A 21,487-nucleotide genomic window follows, 5' to 3' on the forward strand; every position below is an offset into this window, starting at 1 on the left:
ACTTTTCACCATTCACTATTAGTTATTAACTAAAAATAAGGGGGACTTATCTTGAGAAGGTATAATGAAATTGAACTTTGGAAAGATGTTAGCGAGGAAGAATGGAATGACTGGCGTTGGCAAGTTAGAAATAGAATTTCTGATGTAGATACTTTAAAAAAAATAATCAATATAACAGAAGAAGAAGAAAAGAATATAGGTGCTGTACTTGAAAAATTTAGAGTAGGAATTACACCATATTATGCTTCACTAATGGACCCAGATGATCCTCATTGTCCAGTGAGAATGCAGGCAGTACCAACAATAATGGAAACTCATATTAGCGATTCAGACCTAGAAGACCCACTACATGAAGATGAAGATTCACCAGTACCAGGATTAACTCATAGATACCCAGATAGAGTATTGTTTTTAATTACAGACCAATGTTCAATGTATTGCAGACATTGTACTAGAAGAAGATTTGCAGGACAGAAAGACACAGGAGTACCAAGAGACAGAATAGATGCCTGTATAGAATATATAAGAAATACACCTGAAGTAAGAGATGTGTTATTGTCAGGAGGAGACTGTTTATTAGTATCTGATGATGTTTTAGAATATATTATCTCAAAATTAAGAGAAATTCCACATGTGGAAATAGTAAGACTAGGAAGTCGTACACCAGTAGTACTTCCACAAAGAATTACAGATGATCTAGTAAATATGTTGAAAAAATACCATCCAATATGGTTAAATACCCACTTTAACCATCCAAAAGAAATAACTGCTGAATCAAAAGCTGCCTGTGAGAGATTAGCAAATGCAGGTATCCCTTTAGGAAATCAATCTGTATTACTTAGAGGAATCAATGATTGTCCACATATAATGAAGGATTTGGTACATGGGTTAGTTAAAATGAGAGTAAGACCTTATTATATCTATCAATGTGACCTTTCCATGGGAATTGAACATTTTAGAACCAAAGTATCTAAAGGTATTGAAATAATAGAAGCCCTAAGAGGTCATACATCAGGCTATGCAGTACCTACATTTGTAGTAGATGCACCAGGTGGTGGAGGAAAAACTCCAGTAATGCCTCAATATATTATCTCACAATCACCAACTAAAGTAGTGCTAAGAAACTACGAAGGAATTATCACAACATATACAGAACCACAAATCATAGAAGAACCATGCGATTGTCCTGTATGTAAAGGGGAAAGACAAGGAAAAATCACAGGAGTAGCAGAACTTTTACAAGGTAAAGAAGTAAAATCCATGGAACCAAGTGATTTGGAGAGACATAATAGGAAACACTAGGATGTTTCCACTTGTGAATTTTGAATTAAAACCATAAACAATTCAAAATTTGCCACTGAAAGGAGCATCTTATGTTAGAGTTTATAAATGGTAAATATAAAACAATATCTATAGTAGGTATGGCTAAAAATAGTGGAAAGACTGTTACACTTAATCATTTAATAGGAGAGGCTGGCGAACAGGGAGTGACCATAGGAATTACCTCCATAGGTAGAGATGGAGAATCTTTAGACATCGTTACAGAAACTGAAAAGCCTCGTATCTATGTAGAAGCAGGTACACTGATTGCTACATCTACAGGAATGATTGGTCTAGGAGATGCTACTATTGAAATACTTACAGTAACAGAATATAGAACACCTTTAGGTGAAATAGTCATAGGTAGAGTAAAAGATGAGGGTTATGTTGAAGTAGCAGGCCCTCAGCTTCTTTCTGAAATAAAAAATGTATCAGATATTATGTTAAACTTAGGTGCAAAATTTGTCATTATAGACGGAGCTTTAGATAGGTTATCTCAAGCAGCCCCAGCTATATCAGAAGCTACCATATTAGCTACAGGAGCAGTATTATCTCGTGATATAAACAAAGTCATAGAAGAAACAATCCATACAGTAAACACTTTGAGCCTTCCCGTAGTAGAAGATATGAAAGTCAGAAATATCATAAGAAAATTAATGGACAACAATGAAATAGCAGTCATAGATGAAAATAAAAAAGTAACAAATATTCCTTTAAAAACTGCTTTAAATGGAGGGCATATCATAGGAGATTATCTAAGAGATAACTCAAGATATTTAGTGATTCCAGGTTCTTTAGTGAAAAAGACCATAGAGGATTTGAGAAGAACTACGAGACGATATAAAAATATAGATATAGTAATTCGTGATGGAACTAAAATATTTATAAATCCAAAGGATTGGCTGGTGTTTCTACATGCAGGTGTAAGAGTAAAGGTATTGGATCCTGTAAACTTAATATGTATTACACTAAACCCTTATGCTCCAGCAGGTTACTATTTTGAGCCAAGGGAATTTCTATCTAAAATGAAATCTTACATAACTAAAATACCAGTAATGGATTTAGTATTAGGTGGTGAGTAAATGGAATTCATGGATGAAAAAACCATAGAAACCTTAGAATTTAGATATATTCTAAACAATATAAAAACCCTTACACCTTACGGGAAAATGTATAAAAATAGACTAAAAGCCTTTGAAATAGGAGAAGAAAAGGAATTAATAGAGGAACTAGGTAGAATAGAATCCTATCTTCCTGTTGTAGAAAACAGAGAAATTATAAGCCCCATAGATAGTGTCTTTTCCCATGTAAAAGATTTAAGAGCTTCCATTAAACGTACTATGGAGGACTTTATTCTTACAGAAGTAGAGTTGTTTGAAATAAAGACCTTTCTTTTTATAGTCAAAGACTTAAATGAAATAATAAAAAAATATAATATTAAAGTATATGAAAATACAGAGATCATACCAATAAAATCTTTAGAAAGACTTTTAGACCCTGAAGAAACAGGAGTTTCCACATTTTATATCTACGACAATTATTCGGAAGAGCTAAAGTCTATTAGAGAGAAAAAAAGAAATCTAGATAAGGAAATAAAAATAGAGAAAAAGAAGATTAGGGAAAAAATAGAAGAGGAGTTTAAACTAAGGCTTCAACCAGATTTATCACTATCTATACCAAAGAGTAATAGAGAATTAATAGAAAAAGTTGAAAATTATCCTTACCTTATTTATACATCAGAAACCTATATAAATATAAAATTCGCCATAAAACCAACAGAATATATGATAAATCTAGAACAGGAAGTACTTATTTTAAAAGGGAAGGAAGAAAAAGAAGAATTAAGAATTAGAGAATTCCTGTCACAAGAAATAAATAAAAGAAAAAAAGAAATATTTAGGAATATGAGAAGTATTGGGATACTAGATTTGATTTTAGGAAAAGCCAAATACGCTTTAGATATAAATGGAGTAAAACCAGAAATAATACAAGAACATAAAATAGTAATTGAAGATGGAATCCATCCCAAAGTTTCTTACACTTTAAAAGAAAAGGATTTAGAATTTACCCCTATATCTATAGAGTTGAAAGAAGGAGCAACCTGTATTACAGGTGCTAATATGGGTGGAAAAACAATTAGTTTAAAACTTGTAGGACTATTATCTGCAATGGCACAATATGGATTATTTGTACCAGCTAAAAAGATGAAATATGGACTAAATAAATTTATAAAAACCTCCATAGGAGATATGCAGTCTGCGGATTCAGGATTATCTACCTTTGGGGGAGAAATAAAAACTGTCAGCGAAGCTATAAATTTAGCCAATGAAAGAGGAATCATTTTAATAGACGAATTAGCAAGGGGAACTAATCCAGAAGAAGGCTATGCCATATCAAAGGCAATAGTTAGTTACTTAAAAGATAAGAGACTCATAAGCCTTTTGACTACACACTATGATAATATAGCCAATTTAGAAAGAGTAGTTCATCTTCAAGTAATAGGCTTATCAAAAATAAATATATTTGACTTAGCAGAAGAACTAGATGCAGATAAAAAAATGCAGATAATCAACAAATATATGGATTATCGTTTAAGAGTAGTAGCAAAAAATGCACCAGTTCCCAAAGACGCACTAAATATAGCTAGAATAATGGGATTAGACGAAAAAATACTTAAAATAGCAGAAAGATATATCAGTAGTTGAACTAAAAAAAGAGGGAGTGAATTAAATGAGCAAACTTAATCTCGATCAAAGTTTAATAGAAAGTTGTCGAAATGCTGCTAAAAATATTGCAAGTGAGACACAAAAATTTATCGATGAACACACTACAACAGCAACAGAAAGAACCATTACCAGACTTCTTGGAGTAGATGGAGTAGATGAAATAGAGAAACCACTGCCAAATGTTATAGTAGATAATATAAAAGAAGGTGGAGGATTAGAAAGAGGGGCAGCTTATTGGATAGGAAATGCAATGGTGCAAACAGGCTTGACACCTCAAGAAGTAGCAGAAAAAGTGGCTCTAGGAGAAATCGATATAACAAGACTTCCGGCAAGTGATGAAGGAAAGATAAAAGAAACCATATATAAAATTGCAGAAGAAACCGTATTTAAGATTAAAGAAAATAGAAATAAAAGACAACATTACTTAAACACCATAGGAGAAGGAGAAAAACCATATCTGTATGTAATTGTAGCCACAGGAAATATATATGAAGATATAGTCCAAGCTAAAGCAGCTGCTCGTCAAGGAGCAGATGTAGTTGCAGTTATTAGAACCACAGGACAATCACTTCTAGACTATGTACCTTATGGACCTACTACAGAAGGATTTGGAGGAACTTATGCAACTCAAGAAAACTTTAGACTAATGAGAGAGGCATTAGATGAAGTAGGAGAAGAAGTAGGAAGATATATAAGACTATGTAACTACTGTTCAGGACTTTGTATGCCAGAAATTGCAGCTATGGGAGCCATTGAAAGACTAGATATGATGCTAAATGATGCCCTGTATGGAATCTTATTTAGAGATATAAATATGCAGAGAACCTTAATAGACCAATATTTCTCCAGAATGATAAATGGTTTTGCAGGTATTATTATAAATACAGGTGAAGACAATTACTTAACTACAGATGATGCAGTAGAAGCAGCACATACAGTATTGGCATCACAATTTATAAATGAACAATTTGCACTTAAAGCAGGAATACCAGAGGAGCAAATGGGACTAGGCCATGCTTTTGAAATGGATCCTGATGTGGAAAACGGATTTTTATTGGAATTGGCTCAAGCACAAATGGCTAGAGAAATATTTCCCAATGCACCACTGAAATATATGCCGCCTACAAAGTTTATGACAGGAAATATACTTAAAGGTCATGTACAAAATGCTATGTTTAATATGGTGTCCATTATGACAAATCAAGGTATTCAACTATTAGGTATGCTGACAGAAGCCATACACACACCACATTTACAAGATAGATATTTGTCCATAGAAAATGCAAAATATGTATTCAACAATGCAAGAAGTCTTGGAGAAGAAATAGAATTTAAAAAAGATGGTATAATCCAAAACAGAGCACAAGAAGTTCTGCAAAATGCAGAAAAACTCTTAACTCAAATAGAGAAAGAGGGATTGTTTAAAACCATAGAAGAAGGAAAATTTGGTGGAGTAAAAAGAACTCCTACAGGCGGAAAAGGATTAGATGGAGTAGCAAAGAAAGACTCTGGTTATTTTAATCCATTTGTAGAGCTAATGCTAGGAGGTAGAGAATAATGGCTGAAGTTCAAAAAGTAGATCTAACAAAAATAAAACCTTATGGAGATACATTAAATGATGGAATGGTACAAATGGGATTCACCCTTCCAGTGCCTCAAGGTGACGAAGCATCAGAAGCAGCGAGACAATTAGCAAGAAAAATGGGTTTTGAAGAACCAGCTGTAGTATATTCAAAGGATTTAGGTGTAGGATATACGTATTTTGTAGTATATGGCAAAACCACTCATACAGTAGATTTTACAAAAATAGAAGTGCCAAAGGTAGATGTAGATATATTGTCTAAAGAAGAAGTGGAAATATATATAAAAGATAATATAAAAAGAAATGTAGTAATAGTAGGAGCTTGCACAGGTACAGATGCCCATACAGTAGGTATAGATGCCATAATGAACATGAAAGGCTATGCAGGACATTTTGGTCTAGAAAGATATGAAGGAGTAGACGCATACAATCTAGGTTCTCAAGTTCCGAATGAAGAATTAGTGGCAAAGGCAATAGAATTAAAAGCAGATGGAATCCTAGTATCACAAGTAGTTACACAAAAGGATGTACACATACCAAATATGACAGAACTAGTAGAGCTACTTGAAGCCGAAGGCATGAGAGACAAAGTAATACTATGCTGCGGAGGTCCAAGAATTAGCCACGAATTGGCAAAAGAATTAGGCTACGATGCAGGATTTGGCACAGGAAGTTTTGCAGAAGATGTGGCAACCTTTGTAGTTACAGAAATGGTAAATAGAGGATTAGTATAGAATAAACCCAATAATTTTCAATAACTCCGATTTTTGGTGACTAAAACCAAAAATCGGAGTTATTGCTTTGGTTGACCTAAGACCCCGAATATTATAAAATAATATTTATGGGAGATGACAAAATGAAAAATAAAATACTACAAACTATAATGGCTATATTTCTTATGATTATATTGAGTTTATCCATAATGACAGTAACTCTATTATTCTCAAGGGCTGTGGCAGATGTTAATTTACTGAATACCTATTTTGCAGACAAGCTACTAATATTGATGAACTTTTTACCTATATTTTTATTTATGGTATTTGCCTATTTAATATTTAATAGGCTTTGGGCAAGTTTTTCACTTACTAGCTTATTATTTATTACTTTATCCATAATAAATAAGTTAAAGTTAAGCTATAGAGATGATCCGTTTACATTTATAGACTTAAAACTATTTGGTGAATCTTTGACCATGGCTAAGAAATATGATGTTGGTTTAAGTAAAGAAATAATAATTATGATACTTTTATTTATAGGCATTGCCATTGCTCTTAAATTTCTCTGTAATTATAAGATTAATTCTTCTAAGATGAGAGTAGTGCTTTTAGCTATATTCATAATTGGAACTACAATAATATCTAAGGAATTTTACTTTAATCCTAAAGTATATGCACAAGTAGGAGATAAGTCCAATATAAATATATGGATAAAGACCCAACAGTTTCAAGTAAGGGGTTTCGTATATCCCTTTATTTATAGTTCTCTTGATGCAGTAGAGAAAAAGCCTGAAGGATACAATAAGGCAGAGGCAGTAACTGCTTTTAATTCCATTGATCCTATGGACATAAGAGAAGAAGAAAAAGTAAATATAATAGCCATTATGTTAGAAGCCTATAATGACTTCTCTAAATTTCCAGGTGTAGATTTAAATATAGATATATATAAAAACTTTCATGACATTCAAAAGGAATCTATTCATGGGAATTTAGTAACCAATATATTTGCAGGAGATACAATAAAAACTGAAAGAGGGTTTTTAACTGGGTTTCACAACCAGCCTAAATATTATAAACAAACCAATTCCTTTGTGTGGTATCTAAAGGAACAAGGCTATAGGACAGAAGCCATGCACCCAATTACAGGACAATTTTATAATCGACAAAATGCAAATGAGTATTTGGGATTTGACTACTTTGAACATATGGATAATAGATATAAGGATATATCCCCAGATTATCTAAGGGATGAAGATTTCTTTAAATATATAATAGAAGGATACGAAAAAAATAAAGGTAAGTCACCTTATTTCAATTTCTCAGTAACATATCAAAACCATGGACCTTATTCGGAAGAGGCAAATACAGATAAGGAATATTTAAAGAAAAAAGATAAGTATGATGAAAAACTATATAATATAATAAACAATTATTTTACAGGAATAAATAAAACGGACAAGGCCTTGAAGGATTTAGTTGATTACTTTAGAAAAGAAGAAGAACCAACTATAATCATTTTATTTGGAGACCATAACCCTTGGCTTGGAAAAGAAAACTCAGGATATACCATGATGGATATAAACTTAGATTTATCCACTGTAGAAGGATTTGAAAATTACTATGAGACTCCTTATTTGATATGGGGAAATAATAGTGCAAAGGAAGTTTTACAAAAAGATTTTCAAGGCAGAGGAAGGGATATAAGTCCAAACTTCCTAATGGCAGAACTATTCCAGTATCTAGCCTGGGAAGGAAATGAATATATGCAGGAAATAGTAAAACTAAAAGAAAACATAGATGTAGTTCATCAACTTTTCTTCAAGGAAAATGGAGAATATAAAAAAGAGTTATCAGAAGAAAATAAAAAGCTTTGGGAAGACTTTAAAAACAAAGAGTATTACTATAGCCATGATTTTAAGAAATAAGGTGTTAAAAGGGATTTTCCCTTTTAACATCTTGCTTATCAGGAGGTAAAAATGACATTATCAATTTTATTTATATTAAAAACAATTTTGTATATGAACATTACTACAGTGGAATTCAATCAATTATCAATATTTTTAATTACATATATGATTACATTGTTAATTATATCTTTAATAGACCAAACTAAACTCAAGTATAAAAATGGAATTATAATAATATTTTATAGTTTAATATCTTTTATAATGTTTGTTGATGTAATTTATTATATGCAGTTTGCATCTTTACCATCAGTGGCTATGCTAAGTCAAACTAAGCAATTGACCGCAGTGGGAGATAGTATAAAGTACTTAGTAGATATAAAAAACTTACTATTGATATTAGATATACCTATATTGATACTTATATTTTTATATAAAATAGATAAAGTAAAGTGCCCTGTATCGAAAAAGGTAAGAACCTATATAATATTAGGAATTTTAGCATTAGCTGTAATATATGTAAATATTACAGACCAAAATCAATCTATAAAGGCACAAGAATTTTATTCTTTTCATGCTATAGATGTGGTAAATAACATGAGTAAAGTCTTTTCCAAAGAGGTAAATACTGGATTAACAGAAGAAGATATAAATGAGTTGAAAAATAGAACAGAAATACAAGAAGGGAAATTATCTAGTTTAGGCAAAGATAGGAATCTAATAGTATTGCAAGTTGAGTCCTTACAAAATTTTGTAATTAATATGGAATATGAAGGACAAGAAGTCACACCAAATCTAAACAAACTTATAAAGGATAGTTCTTCAGTATACTATGACAAATATTATCAATTAATAGGAAGAGGAAACACATCTGATGCAGAGTTTGTATCACATAACTCCATGTATCCTTCCATGGAAGAGCCAAGTTATGTACAATATGAGAATAATAAATTCTATGGATTGCCTTGGGTTCTTCGAGACAATGGATATACTGCCTGGGCAATGCACGGTTATAAGAAGGAGTTTTGGAATAGAGAAAAGGCATATATTGCACAGGGGTTTCAAAGATTTATATCTGAAGAGGACTACGAATTTGAAGAAACAATAGGCTTTGGACTAAGAGATGAAGATTTTTTAAAACAATCAATAGAATATATAAAAGAAATGGATAATATGGATGAAAATCCCTTTTATGCCTTTTTGATAACTTTAACCTCCCATGCTCCATATAAAATGTCTGAAGAATATCATGGACTAAATTTAAACGAGAAGCATAAAGATACTTTATTAGGTAATTATTTGCAATCTATACATTATACAGATAAATATATAGGAGAATTTATTGAGAGCTTGAAAGAAACTGGAATATATGAAGAAAGTGTAATAGCACTATATGGCGACCATTTTGCTATATCCAGTACTCAAAAAGAAGTACAAGATATGATGTCGGAATTTCTAGGACAGCACTATGATTTTGATACTATGATGAATATACCATTGATTATCAATATACCAGGAGAAACAATTAAAGAGACCATATCCACAGTAGGCAGTCCCTTGGATTTTTACCCGACTATTATGAATATTATGGGGTATAAAAATGAAAAGGGCTTAGTATTCGGCAGAGATTTGACAAATTGCACAGGCAATAATTTTGTAGCTCCACAGACATATATGTTAAAAGGGTCCTTTATAGATGAAGATACGCTATTTGTCGTATCTAGAGATGGTATATTTGAACATAGCAGAGCCGTAAACAAGAAAACTGGAAAAGAAGTAGAAGTAGAACAGTTTAGAGAGCAATATGAAAAAGCAATAGAAGAAATAAACAAGTCAGAATTTATTTTAAAGAAGGATATATTAAGAATCTATATGGAAAACAATGGACAGATAAATCTGGAGCAACTGGAGGATATTCAGATAGAAAATAAGGAGTTGATAAAAGCAGGTGATTATGGTTCGATTGAAGATTTAGAGGAAGATTACAGTAAGGGGTATAGGCTTTTGGCTCTTACCTTAGAATGGGAAGATGAAGAGACAATAATCATAAAAAACAATACATCCAAAATAACAATGGCTGATTTGGCAAAATGGGCGAGAGAAAAAGAAGATGTGTATATAGTCCTAAGAACGATGGAAGAAAATGAAGATATATTTGTAAAATTAAAAGAAGAATATGAGGAATTTAGATATAGATTTATACCAGAAATAAAATATTTTGACCACTATATACCTGTATCATATATGGGCTTTAGAAATGTAATATTGGATATAAGTAGTGGGGACTATAATGAAAATGAAATTATAGATTTCCTAAGGAGATACCCTAACTTTGGGGTGACAATGTCTGAACCACAATTACAATCAGATTTAGCAAAGAAAATTAAGGAACTGGGAGTCAATCCTTACTTAGACAGCATAACCAATGAAAGGGAACTTAAAAAATTACAAAAAAAGGGAATTTTTGGAGGCTTTATAAAATAAATAGAATACTAATTTTGGGAGGTATATATGAAAAAGACAATAGCATTTCTACTAATCTTAACCTTGTTAATACCAAGTACTGCATGGGGAGAATCACAAAGCACATATGAAGAAAAAGAAGCAAATTTACTTTTCTTTGTAGACGTATTGGATTATATACAGGAAAAGTACCCCTTTGAAATAGATGAGGATAAATTAATTGAAGGAGCACTAAAGGGAATGTTAGGTTCTTTAGACCCTTATAGTGACTATTATAATTCAGAAGAAGCAGAAATTATATATAAGAATTTATTTGGCACCTTTGGAGGTATAGGTGTAACCATAGAAGAAAAAGAAGGATATATAAATATAAAAAACACATTAAAGGATCAACCAGCACAAAAGGCAGGTATAAAGGAAAACGATCTTATTGTATCTGTAGATAATATGGATATAAAAAATTTACCACTAGAAAAAGTATCCTCTATGATTCAAGGAGAAAAAGGTACAGCAGTAAAACTTGGAATTAAGAGAGGCAGTGAAGTTTTAACCTTTAATATAAAAAGAGATATTATAGAAATAAGTCCTGTAAAATCAGAAATTCTAAAGGAGAAAATAGGATATATAAAAATAGAGGAATTTAATTCTCAAACCACTGTAGAAACAAAGAAAGCACTAAATGAATTTGATAATAAGAAAATCACAAAGGTAATCTTAGACCTTAGGGATAATCCAGGTGGACAACTTAGTGAAGCAGTAACCATATCTAACTTATTTGTACCAAAAGGAGATGTGGTTCATATAAAAGAAAAAAACAAAGCACTATTAACCCATGTATCTACCTTGGAAAAATCTAAATATAAATTAGCAGTACTAGTAAATGAAAATTCAGCATCAGCATCAGAAATTGTAGCAGGAGCAATCAAGGATAGAAAAGCAGGAACATTAATAGGTACAAAAACCTTTGGCAAAGGAATAGTGCAAACTTTAATGCCTGTAGATGATGGCAGTATTATAAAAATGACTACAGCAGAATATCTAACACCAAATAAAATATCTATCCACGGCAAAGGAATAGAGCCAGATATAAAAGTAGAAAATACAGATAAGGACTTACAATTAAAGAAAGCAATAGAAATATTAAAATAGGCAAGGTGCCTGCACCCTCTCGTATTTTTTTGTCCATAATCAAGATGATAGAAAAAATAATTAAATAAACTGAATATAAAAAATTACAACAAATATATCATAACTCGTAAAAAAATTACACATAATAAATATATAATGATATAATAAGCTTAAGGAGATGATATATATGTTATCAAAAATAATTTTGAATAATTTCAAATCATTTAAAAATAAAACAGAGATAGATTTTACAAAGACAAACTATAGATTTCTTACGGATACGAATGTTTCAGATAATGGGATTATAAAAGGATGTTTGTTTGTTGGAGCTAATGCATCGGGAAAATCCAATATTATACTGGCTATTAAACTATTATTGGATTTATTATTTAAGGAAAGAGAAATTAATTCAGGATTGTTTCTATGCCTTTTTTCTAAGGAAAATGATTTCTCAATTGATTATTATTTTTCAGTAGAGGAAAGTAAAATTAGATACTTTATAAAACACAATCCATCAAGGGGACTTATTTGTGAAACCCTTTATTTAGACGATAAAATAATTTTAGAAAGAATTGGTACTAATGCAAAGTCTTATATAAATGGAGAAAAAGAAATGATTTATGATGAAAATGACTTAAGTAAAGATACGTTATTTCTTAGGACATTATATTTTAACACCAAGTTTGCTGGAAATAATATTCTAAAAGCCTGGTTTGATTTCTTGCAGAATTCCATATATATTGATGCTTTTGAAAAAAATGTAATTTCATATGGGAAAGAAGATATAGGGCTAAGCAACTATCTAAAATCCAATGGAACAAAAGATATTAATCGTTTCTTTGATAAATATAAATTCAACCAAAATATTAACTATTCAAAAGAAGACAAAAATCATAAGATTACGATCCAAATAGGAAAAGATGAAGAAAAGATGATTTTCTTTAGGAGGAAAGGTATTGATGCTCCAATTCCATTTAATGAAGAGTCTTTGGGGAATAGAACACTTTTAAATGTTCTTCCTGCATTTCTGACCTTAGTTAATAAAGAAGGTATGCTTCTTGTTGATGAGTTTTCCAGTGGATTTCATAATGAGCTGGAAGAATTATTAATTCGATATTTTATGAGGGAATCGAATTCCTCGCAGATTTTATTTGTTTCACACTCAACTAATTTACTTTCAACTTCAATTATGAGACCTGACCAGATATATTCAGTAAACTTTAATGGCTCAGAAGGAAGTTGGGTAAAAAGATTTTCCGATGAACAGCCTAGAATGGCCCAAAACATGGAAAAAATGTATTTAAGTGGAGTATTCGAAGGGTTGCCTGGATATAATGAAGATTAATAAAGATAAAAGTATTGGTAGAGTACTATTTATAGTTGAAGGAGCAAGGACAGAATTCTCTTTATTAAGAAGAATTTTTTGTGATGTTTTGGGATATGAGTATATTGAAAAACGAAGAAGTAGGGCTAAATTCTTCCAAAATAAAAATAAACACTCCTCTAAAATAGCAGTGATTAATACAGAACATTCAAATATATCCGATATACTTGATGAAAATGATTATTTAGATGACGTTATTGCAGAATTAGTAACTAAATATAGTTTTCCAGTAGATAGATCTGCCGTTTATTATTTATTTGATAGAGATCCAAAGTCTAATGTAGATACTAATTTAATCGTAGGGCTATTAAATAGCCTAAAAAACCCATATGAAAATGATGAATTAATGGGTGGATTATTATTGTTAAGCTATCCTTCAATTGAAGCTTATACAGTTTCAAACTTCATTGAAGACTCTCATAATATGGAGTTTTCTTTGGGGAAGGATGTGAAAGATTATATAACTGCTAATAAACAGATACAATTTAATATGGTAAGTGAGAGTACTATAGAAAAAGCGGCACGTGAACTGATGAAGTATTTAGAGGAGGAAAGAGTTCAAACAGATATTGATTATTTTGGAGAAGTAAATTCCAAGATTTTTTTAAAACAAGAAAAGTATTTCGAATCTCATGCAAAATATAAGCTGGTTAGCCTACTGTCAGTAGCATTTATCCAACTTGGAATAATTGAAATACAATGATTTAAGCCATAAGAGTTATGGCTTTTTTCTATTTAAGATTTAACAGATTTTGTCGATATATATATATGAGGAATTATCATGATTAGGGGGAATCGGAATGAGAAAGATATTTAGTATAATTGTAGCAATGATTTTAATAATAGGAGGATTTTCATTAGAAGTACATGGAAGTGCAAATAATACAGAAAAGCCTAGACCAAAAGTTATAAGCACCACACCAGGATATGAACAAAAATATCTTAATCCAGAGAATTTATTTGAAAGATTTCCCACGGAAACAGCTGGAGAATATATAGAAGGATATTATCTTACAGTAGTATTTAATAATATAGAAAGTGGGATAAAACCTCTAAATAAATATCCACAAGGGGTTACCTTAAGCATAAAGGGCGAAAGTGAAAATATAGTGGATAGCAATAAAGAAATGAATATTAAAGAAAATAAAGATAAAAAAGAGCTGACAATCTATATACCTTTAAGAGAAAAGTTAAAAGATAATCAGATATATAACGGATATATTCCAGAAAGTATAATTGGAGATAGTACTGATATAGAGAAAACTGGAAACACAGAATACAGATGGTCCTTTAGTACAAATTATTTTCCAAAGGCTGAGAGGCTGTATGAAGGCTCAATAGTGGAATCATATGATTGGCGTTACCCAATGGTTATAGATGGCTCTATGTTTCATGAAAATACTTATGTAGAGTTCAGAGCCTCTACAGGTAGAATATATAGTCCAGACAGAGTATCTGTATATGATGAACAACTATATATATACTTGCCAAGGAGAGGATTACCAGTAGGATTGTACGATATAATAATAAGCAATGGCAGAGATTATGATACCTTTATGGTATATGGAGTACTTTCAGTAGTAGAAGAAGGAGACTACATACCAAATGAAGAATATAAAATAATCCAAAATAGCGAATACGGTATAGTAAAGGGAGATTTAAACTCAAGTAAGGATACATTGGAGCTTAAATCTAGGGAATTAGATAAATATTATTTAGAAATAAACCTAGATGAACTAATGGGGAACAATACATGGGTAAGGAACATAGAATATCCCACTTCATGGAGTAGTAATTTAGGAGAATTGGTACTAAAGTCCAAATGGACAAATGTATCCATAAAAAGTCCAAAGCTCTATGGAAGTACAGATGAAAAAAATATAAACTTTAGAGTAGGCAGAGTGGAACAAAGTATAGCAGATATTTTAAAGAAAAAATTAGTAGATAAAAATATAAAATCCAATTTCATAGAAGTATCAGGCAATAACTTTGATTTTGCTGGTTTAACCATAGAGATACCATATTTTGAATCAGATGGGAGAAGACTAAAAATATTAAGATACGATGAAGAACTAAGGATATTTGAAGAAATAATATCTACAACAGAATTCATAGATGGAAAAGTAAAAGGAATAACCAATCGACCAGGCATCTTTGTAGTAGTAGAATAGGAGGGAGAAGTTTGAAAAGAATATTAAGTTTTATTTTGGCACTTGCAATAATATTAGGAGCTATACCTATAAATGATTTAGTTGTATGGGCAGATGATGATAAGGCTAGTATAACTAGTATAATTGTAAATAAGACATATGATAATTTAGAAGATTCAGGAGAATTTTTCATAACCATAATAGGAGATAATCTAAATGCAGCAGATGTACAAATAATTGACTCAGATGGGGCATTAGCACGACCTAAAAAAAGTAGTGCATCAGGAAGGTATGTTGCACAATATAGTTATAAGGCGTCTGGAACTGGTGAAAGGCTTTTTATAGATGGAAAAACATATTCTCTTGGAGAAGAAGATATGCCTAAGATAACAGGTAGAGGTGATAAAAAAACAGATAGTATAATAAATTCAGGAGAAAATTTAATTCTAACTGGAGAAAACATAGGGAACCTAAAGGATGCAACTAAAGGAATAGAAGGTTATTTTATTCAAGCAACATCTAAAGATTCTATACAAACTCAAGAAATAAAAGATAAAAATGGAAATAGTATAATCGAAAAAAACCTAGGTACTAGGGTTGGAACACATTCACTTGTATTCAAACAGAAGAAAATAGAGAATAGTATTCCGATAGAAATAGAACATACCTATAAGTCTATAGTTACAGTAAGAGGAGAACTAACTATGACAGGAGTTGTTTCAATATTTCCCACCAAAGGGCCTATAAACTCTACTGTAACTATATCAGCTGATAATATAGAATCCAATGTAAGTGTATTCTTAATGGAAAAAGGGAAAGCATATGAGTACACAAAGGAAAATATGGCTCCAAACGAAAGTATAAAGCATAGTAAGGAAGATGGTCAAGAAAAATTGATATTCAACGTACCTGGGGTTGATAATGGACCATATGAAATAGTAGTTACAAACAGAGTAGATCCAAATAGTAATATAGACGAACAAATTAATAAATATAGAATTTTAGGTAATGAAGTAAATGGAGAATTTAAAAAACTAGAATTTTTAGTAGTAGATGGAAGCAACATTGTGAACAAGGTAGAGATAGATCCTAATTATAGCTCGATTAAAGGAACATCTGCAGAGGTAAAAGGAATGAATATAGGTAGGCTAAGCTCAAATATATATGAAGGTGGTAAAATAGAAGGAGATAAGTTAGTAGTTGATGGATTAAATACGAAAAGGCTAACCTTAACATATATTGGTGGAAAATATTATGAAGAGGAAATAGAAAAGCTAGTTAGAACAATAACAATTCAAATAGGTCAAAATGCTACTTTTACTGGTTATAATTTAGAAGGAACAGAATTTGATAAGTTTAATATAATAGTTCCAGAAATTGATGATCCAACTAAACTTGTCAAAGATGTAATCATATTTATTGAAGATGAAATAGAATTTATTGGTGGAAGAAAGGAAACTAGTACAGAGAGATATTCAATAATAAATGGTTTTACCTATAAGGAAATAGACTATAAACCAAGCATAAAAACAATTATACCTAATATTATCCAAGTAGATGAGAAACGTAAAGTTACCGAAGATTTTATAATCTCAATAACTGGAGATAACTTTTTAAAATATGGATATATTGAAAAGGATAAATTGAAAATAAAGACACCAGAAATTAGTGTAGAAAAACAAGAAAATTCTAATATGTGGTTTGATAATGAAAATATAAGAATATATAAAGCAGGAGATGAATTAGAAGATAAAATAAATGAACAGTTTGGAAACATTATAAAAATAAAAATAAAAAAAGGAAGTGTCATACCAGAAGTACTTATAAACACTCCTTCTAATTTAAAATTACAAAATCCATTGGCGGTTGAATCTGATGGGGATAAAGGTTCAAGTGCCTATGGAGAAATTAGATTTGTTCAAGTAAGAGAAGATAAAACTCCAACTATAACCTCAGTTACACCAAATGTAGTAACCACAGCAGGAGAAAAAGGAATAGTTATAACAGGACAAAAATTCTTCCCTGGAGTAAAAGTATATATAGATGGAGAAGAAGTTAAAAATATAAAAAGAAATGAATTAGGTACAGAAATAATATTTGATGCACCAGCAAAACCAGAAAGTTTTGTGCAAATAATAGTTCAAAATGAAGAAGGTGGAGCAGCTGTATTCTATCCATTTACCTATGTAAAAACATATACAAGACCTAGATTCATAGATTTTAACCCTAAGAAAGGTACAGCAGATACTTTAGTAACTATAAAGGGAGAAAATCTGGTATTACCAAATCCATTGGTTAAAGATTTAAGTGGAAATGGAATAGATAAACTCATAGGAACTAAAGTTTTATTAGGTGGGAAAGATATAAATGAATACAATAGAAACCCAGTAACAGGAGCAATAGAATTACAAGATTACAGTTCATCAGACCATATAATCAAAAATGAAAGTGGAAATATAGTATTATCATATTACTATTATAGTGTAATCTTACAACAAGGTACTACAGATCCTATATACTATACAATCTATTTTGATACTAAAACAGGAGAAGTAAAATTAACAGATGGAGATAGAGGAATATATATATTACGAGGAAAAGGTAGTGGAATAGTAGGCTTTAAAGATGGAAAAGAGTATGATTTAACAGTAAGCGATGATTCTATTGAAATAGATGGAAAAACCTTAAACATAATGACTCCTTATGCTGTAACAGGTGGTAAAATCACAGGAAACAAGGTAAAGGTAATCAACAACAGTGAATTACAATTTACAGTACCACCAATGCCTAGAGAGGGATATTATGATGTAACTATTGTCAACCCAGATACAACTAGAGACTCTAAAACTGGAAATAATGGATTTTACTATGCTTTCCATCCAGAGTATAACTTGGATATTGTAAGTATACAGCCAAACGAAGGTTCAGTTGATGGAGGATATTATATAACAATCACTGGAAGTGAAAGCAAAAAGTTTATAGACAATGGAGGAGACAATAAAACATCTGTATTTATAGGTGGAGTAAAAGTAGATCCAAAAGATGTGGAAATATCCATAGATCGTAAAAGTATAATAGTAAAAGTACCAAAATACTCTGGAGACTTGTCTACGGAAACTGAAATGGATAGAAAAACAGTTCCAGTAGTAGTAGTAAATCCAGATGGAGGTAGTGGAAAGAAAGAAGATGGATTCTCTTATATACTTCCCATAAGCTATCCTAAAATAAGCAATGTAATAGAAAAAGAAGGAAGTGCAGCAGGAGATATAACAGTATATGTAGAAGGTTCAGAGTTTAGATTCTATGAGCCATATAGGGATTTAAACAACAACTTGCAGTATGATGATGGAGAACCTTTTACAGAGCTAAACGGAGATGGCAAATGGACAGATTTAAGAGGTAAAAAAATGGAGGACTTATCTGAAGATGATAAAAAAATTCTTCCTAGAATCTACTTTGGGGGGCAATTAGCAACTATTGTAAGCTTTACATCCACAATGATAGAAGTAAAAACTCCAAAGGGACAGGCAGGAACAGTAGATGTGTACTTAATAAATAATGACCAAGGTATATCAAATAAAGTCAACTATACCTACAAGGCTTCTTCACCAAAGATAACAAATGTAAGCCCAAGTATAGGTAAAAAACAAGGTGGAGACAAGGTAGAGATATTAGGAGAAGGATTTACTACAAGTAATATTAGAGTATATAATTCAACTAATGTACCTACTGGAAGAAAAACCATACAGCTAGTACAATTTGGAGATAGTAACAATAGATCTGTATCCAATAAAAGTGTAACCAGTACAGGTGATAAAAACACAGGAAACTTTTCAGAAAATAGAACAAAAGACATTGAAATAGGAAATCTTACAGTAAAATATGAAAATGGAAAGTTAATGGTTAGCTTTATAGAAGGAGTAGGGGATACAAAGGTAGAATATGAAAATACATTTGACTATGATATGGAAGAAATATTCCTTCCAATAAATCTACTAAAAGATAAAGATGATAACTCATATAATGGAAATGAACTAGTACGGATAAAAGTAGAAAGATTACCAGGAGCAAGTACCACATCTAGACTTAGAATAGATAGAGGATTTTCTCCAAATGCTACACTGAAAAATAGTGGACATATAGATATAACCACTCCAAACTATTATACTGTAGGTAAAGTACCCGTAACAGTTATAAATCCAGATGGAGGAGAGGCTAAGGGTGAGTTTGAATACAAGAATCCAGACAGTAACCCTAAGATTACAAATATCCTAAAGGACGGAGAACCGGGATATTCTGTAGATAATGGAGGAAGAACAATAATAGAAGTAAACTATTTAGGTGGAAATGTCATAGAAGTTCAAGGAATGGACTTTAGAAAACCTGTACAAATAGAAATAGGAGATATAAAAATAAATGTTCCTATAGAATATAGTCCTGATGAAACCATATCAAATACATTAAGATTTACTATGCCAGCAGTAGACAGTAAATATATAAATGCCTATCATAAATTAAAAGTAATAAATGAAGATGGAGGAACTTGTGATTCTGACAAAATAGAAATTAGATTTATCATGCCAGAGGTTACAGGGCTACAAATAACAAAAGTAACTCCAAACTTTGGACCAACTTCAGGAGGGACAGTAATTACCATAGAAGGTAAAGACTTCAGAGAAAAGATAGATGGCAGGGGAGAACTAAAAGTATATATAACTAAGGGAAATACGCAAATAAGAGTACCACAAGAAGATATAATTTCCATAAGTATAGATAAAATAGTTCTAAGAACTCCAGCCTATGAAGCAGGAAAAGTAGGAATAAAAGTGGAAAACCCCGATGGAGGAATCGCAGAATTAAAGGATGCCTTCACTTATGTAAGTAATCCAAAGATAAACTCCGTAGTAAGTCCAGAAGATGATAGAAGAATTATAGAGACCATATCCATAGAAGGCGGAGAAAAAATAAAGATTTTAGGAAGCGACTTCATGGAAGGAGCAAAAGTAATATTTGTACCAAATTTAAGAAAGCTAATGGATTCAGAAGAAGCAACAGATTATATTACCATAGGTGCAGATAGATATGTAATAGAAGGTGGAGTAGATGGTACAGAAATAGAAGTAGTAGACGGACAAACCATATTGGTGACAACTCCTGCTGGAAAACTTGGAGATAAAGGGGTTATAGTCATAAACCCAGATAAAAGTGCTACTAATATATATAATATAACCTATGGTATACCAGAGACATCAGCACCTCTTGATGTACGAGCAGAAGTAGTATTTGATCAATTTATTAGAGTATTTTGGACAGGAGTAAAAGAAGCCTTTGAATATGAAATTTATATGAGTGAAGATGGAGGAAAATTTGAATTCATAGGCTCAACAGAGTTGACATCCTATTCAGTTCAGAAAATAAGTCCAAATACTAAATATCAATTTTTAGTAAGAGCCATAGGAAAATATGGTACATCAAAACCAATCAAAGAATCACAAAGTAATATAGTTACTACAGGTAGAGATGTAGGGCCAAAGGATACAGATGGTAAATTAGGAGAAAATACTGTAATAAATAGAAATGGCAATGAAGCTAGTATAATCATAGGTTCTAAAGACTTTACATCTAAAGGTATGACAATAGACTTGACTAGAGGAAGTCTCCAAGGAGTAAATGATATATCCATTAGGATTCCAGCTAATATTATAGTGAATTCCACCGCAAAAATAACTGTTATTGGAAAAGATTATAATATGAACTTTAATCCAAGTATGTTTAAAAATACAACAATTATAAGCAACAAAGATAATTCAAATGCAGGTGTAGTATTTAAAATACTAACTTACAAAGGAGCTATAGATGCTAAAGCTGGAAATACAGTTTTAGGAACTGCTTATTTATTAGAAAGTAATATATATATAGGAAAAGATACAGAAAATATAGAGTACCTAAATGGAAATATTATATTTGCATTGGAACACGATATGTTAAAGGCACAAAGTCGTAGGTTAAATAATATTCAAATGGTAAGATACGATAATGGAAGTAAGTCATGGATAAGCACCCAAGGAGTCAATAGGCTAGGGATATATACTGTAATAGGAAGTAGGCGATAAT

General features: G+C 31.3%; 12 protein-coding genes. All 12 read left to right on the forward strand.

Translation table 11 applies throughout. The features are described from left to right. The first annotated feature begins 51 nt into the window (after window positions 1–51). The gene (gene kamA / locus FYJ83_RS03900; protein ID WP_154439030.1) at window positions 52–1,302 is read left to right on the forward strand and encodes a lysine 2,3-aminomutase; all 1,251 of its coding nucleotides are present in this window, start codon (window positions 52–54) and stop codon (window positions 1,300–1,302) included. Between the two features lie 71 nt (window positions 1,303–1,373). Next, window positions 1,374–2,402: a lysine 5,6-aminomutase reactivase subunit KamB gene (kamB, locus tag FYJ83_RS03905; protein WP_154439031.1), complete on the forward strand. Its 1,029-nt coding sequence runs from the start codon at window positions 1,374–1,376 to the stop codon at window positions 2,400–2,402. Next, window positions 2,403–4,025, forward strand: a complete 1,623-nt coding sequence (gene kamC / locus FYJ83_RS03910; protein WP_154439032.1) for a lysine 5,6-aminomutase reactivase ATPase KamC — start codon at window positions 2,403–2,405, stop codon at window positions 4,023–4,025. Window positions 4,026–4,050: 25 nt separating this feature from the next. After that, complete coding sequence (gene kamD, locus FYJ83_RS03915; protein WP_154439033.1) at window positions 4,051–5,604, forward strand: lysine 5,6-aminomutase subunit alpha; 1,554 nt, start codon at window positions 4,051–4,053, stop codon at window positions 5,602–5,604. Further along, window positions 5,604–6,362 carry a lysine 5,6-aminomutase subunit beta gene (kamE, locus tag FYJ83_RS03920; RefSeq protein ID WP_154439034.1) on the forward strand — a complete coding sequence of 253 codons (759 nt, stop codon included), beginning with the start codon at window positions 5,604–5,606 and terminating at the stop codon, window positions 6,360–6,362. The genes kamD and kamE overlap by 1 nt, the downstream gene beginning before the upstream one ends. A gap of 122 nt (window positions 6,363–6,484) precedes the next feature. Continuing rightward, window positions 6,485–8,269 (forward strand): LTA synthase family protein, encoded by a 1,785-nt coding sequence (locus FYJ83_RS03925; RefSeq protein ID WP_195837911.1) that lies wholly within the window; start codon window positions 6,485–6,487, stop codon window positions 8,267–8,269. 51 nt (window positions 8,270–8,320) lie between these two features. Then, window positions 8,321–10,732 carry a sulfatase-like hydrolase/transferase gene (locus FYJ83_RS03930; protein WP_154439036.1) on the forward strand — a complete coding sequence of 804 codons (2,412 nt, stop codon included), beginning with the start codon at window positions 8,321–8,323 and terminating at the stop codon, window positions 10,730–10,732. Window positions 10,733–10,759: 27 nt separating this feature from the next. Then, entirely contained in the window at window positions 10,760–11,860 is a 1,101-nt protein-coding gene (locus tag FYJ83_RS03935) for a S41 family peptidase (protein WP_154439037.1), read from the forward strand. Between the two features lie 166 nt (window positions 11,861–12,026). After that, window positions 12,027–13,184, forward strand: coding sequence for an AAA family ATPase (locus FYJ83_RS03940; protein ID WP_154439038.1), 1,158 nt, complete (start codon window positions 12,027–12,029; stop codon window positions 13,182–13,184). Next, entirely contained in the window at window positions 13,174–13,926 is a 753-nt protein-coding gene (locus tag FYJ83_RS03945) for a hypothetical protein (RefSeq protein WP_229768480.1), read from the forward strand. Before FYJ83_RS03940 ends, FYJ83_RS03945 begins: the two co-directional genes overlap by 11 nt. A gap of 97 nt (window positions 13,927–14,023) precedes the next feature. Continuing rightward, entirely contained in the window at window positions 14,024–15,394 is a 1,371-nt protein-coding gene (locus FYJ83_RS03950) for a hypothetical protein (RefSeq protein WP_154439039.1), read from the forward strand. Window positions 15,395–15,405: 11 nt separating this feature from the next. Beyond that, window positions 15,406–21,486, forward strand: coding sequence for an IPT/TIG domain-containing protein (locus tag FYJ83_RS03955; protein ID WP_154439040.1), 6,081 nt, complete (start codon window positions 15,406–15,408; stop codon window positions 21,484–21,486). The last annotated feature ends 1 nt before the right edge of the window (window position 21,487 follow it).

Origin of the sequence: Tissierella pigra, assembly GCF_009695605.1 — a bacterium.
In the GTDB taxonomy this organism is placed as follows: Bacteria; Bacillota; Clostridia; order Tissierellales; family Tissierellaceae; genus Tissierella; species Tissierella pigra.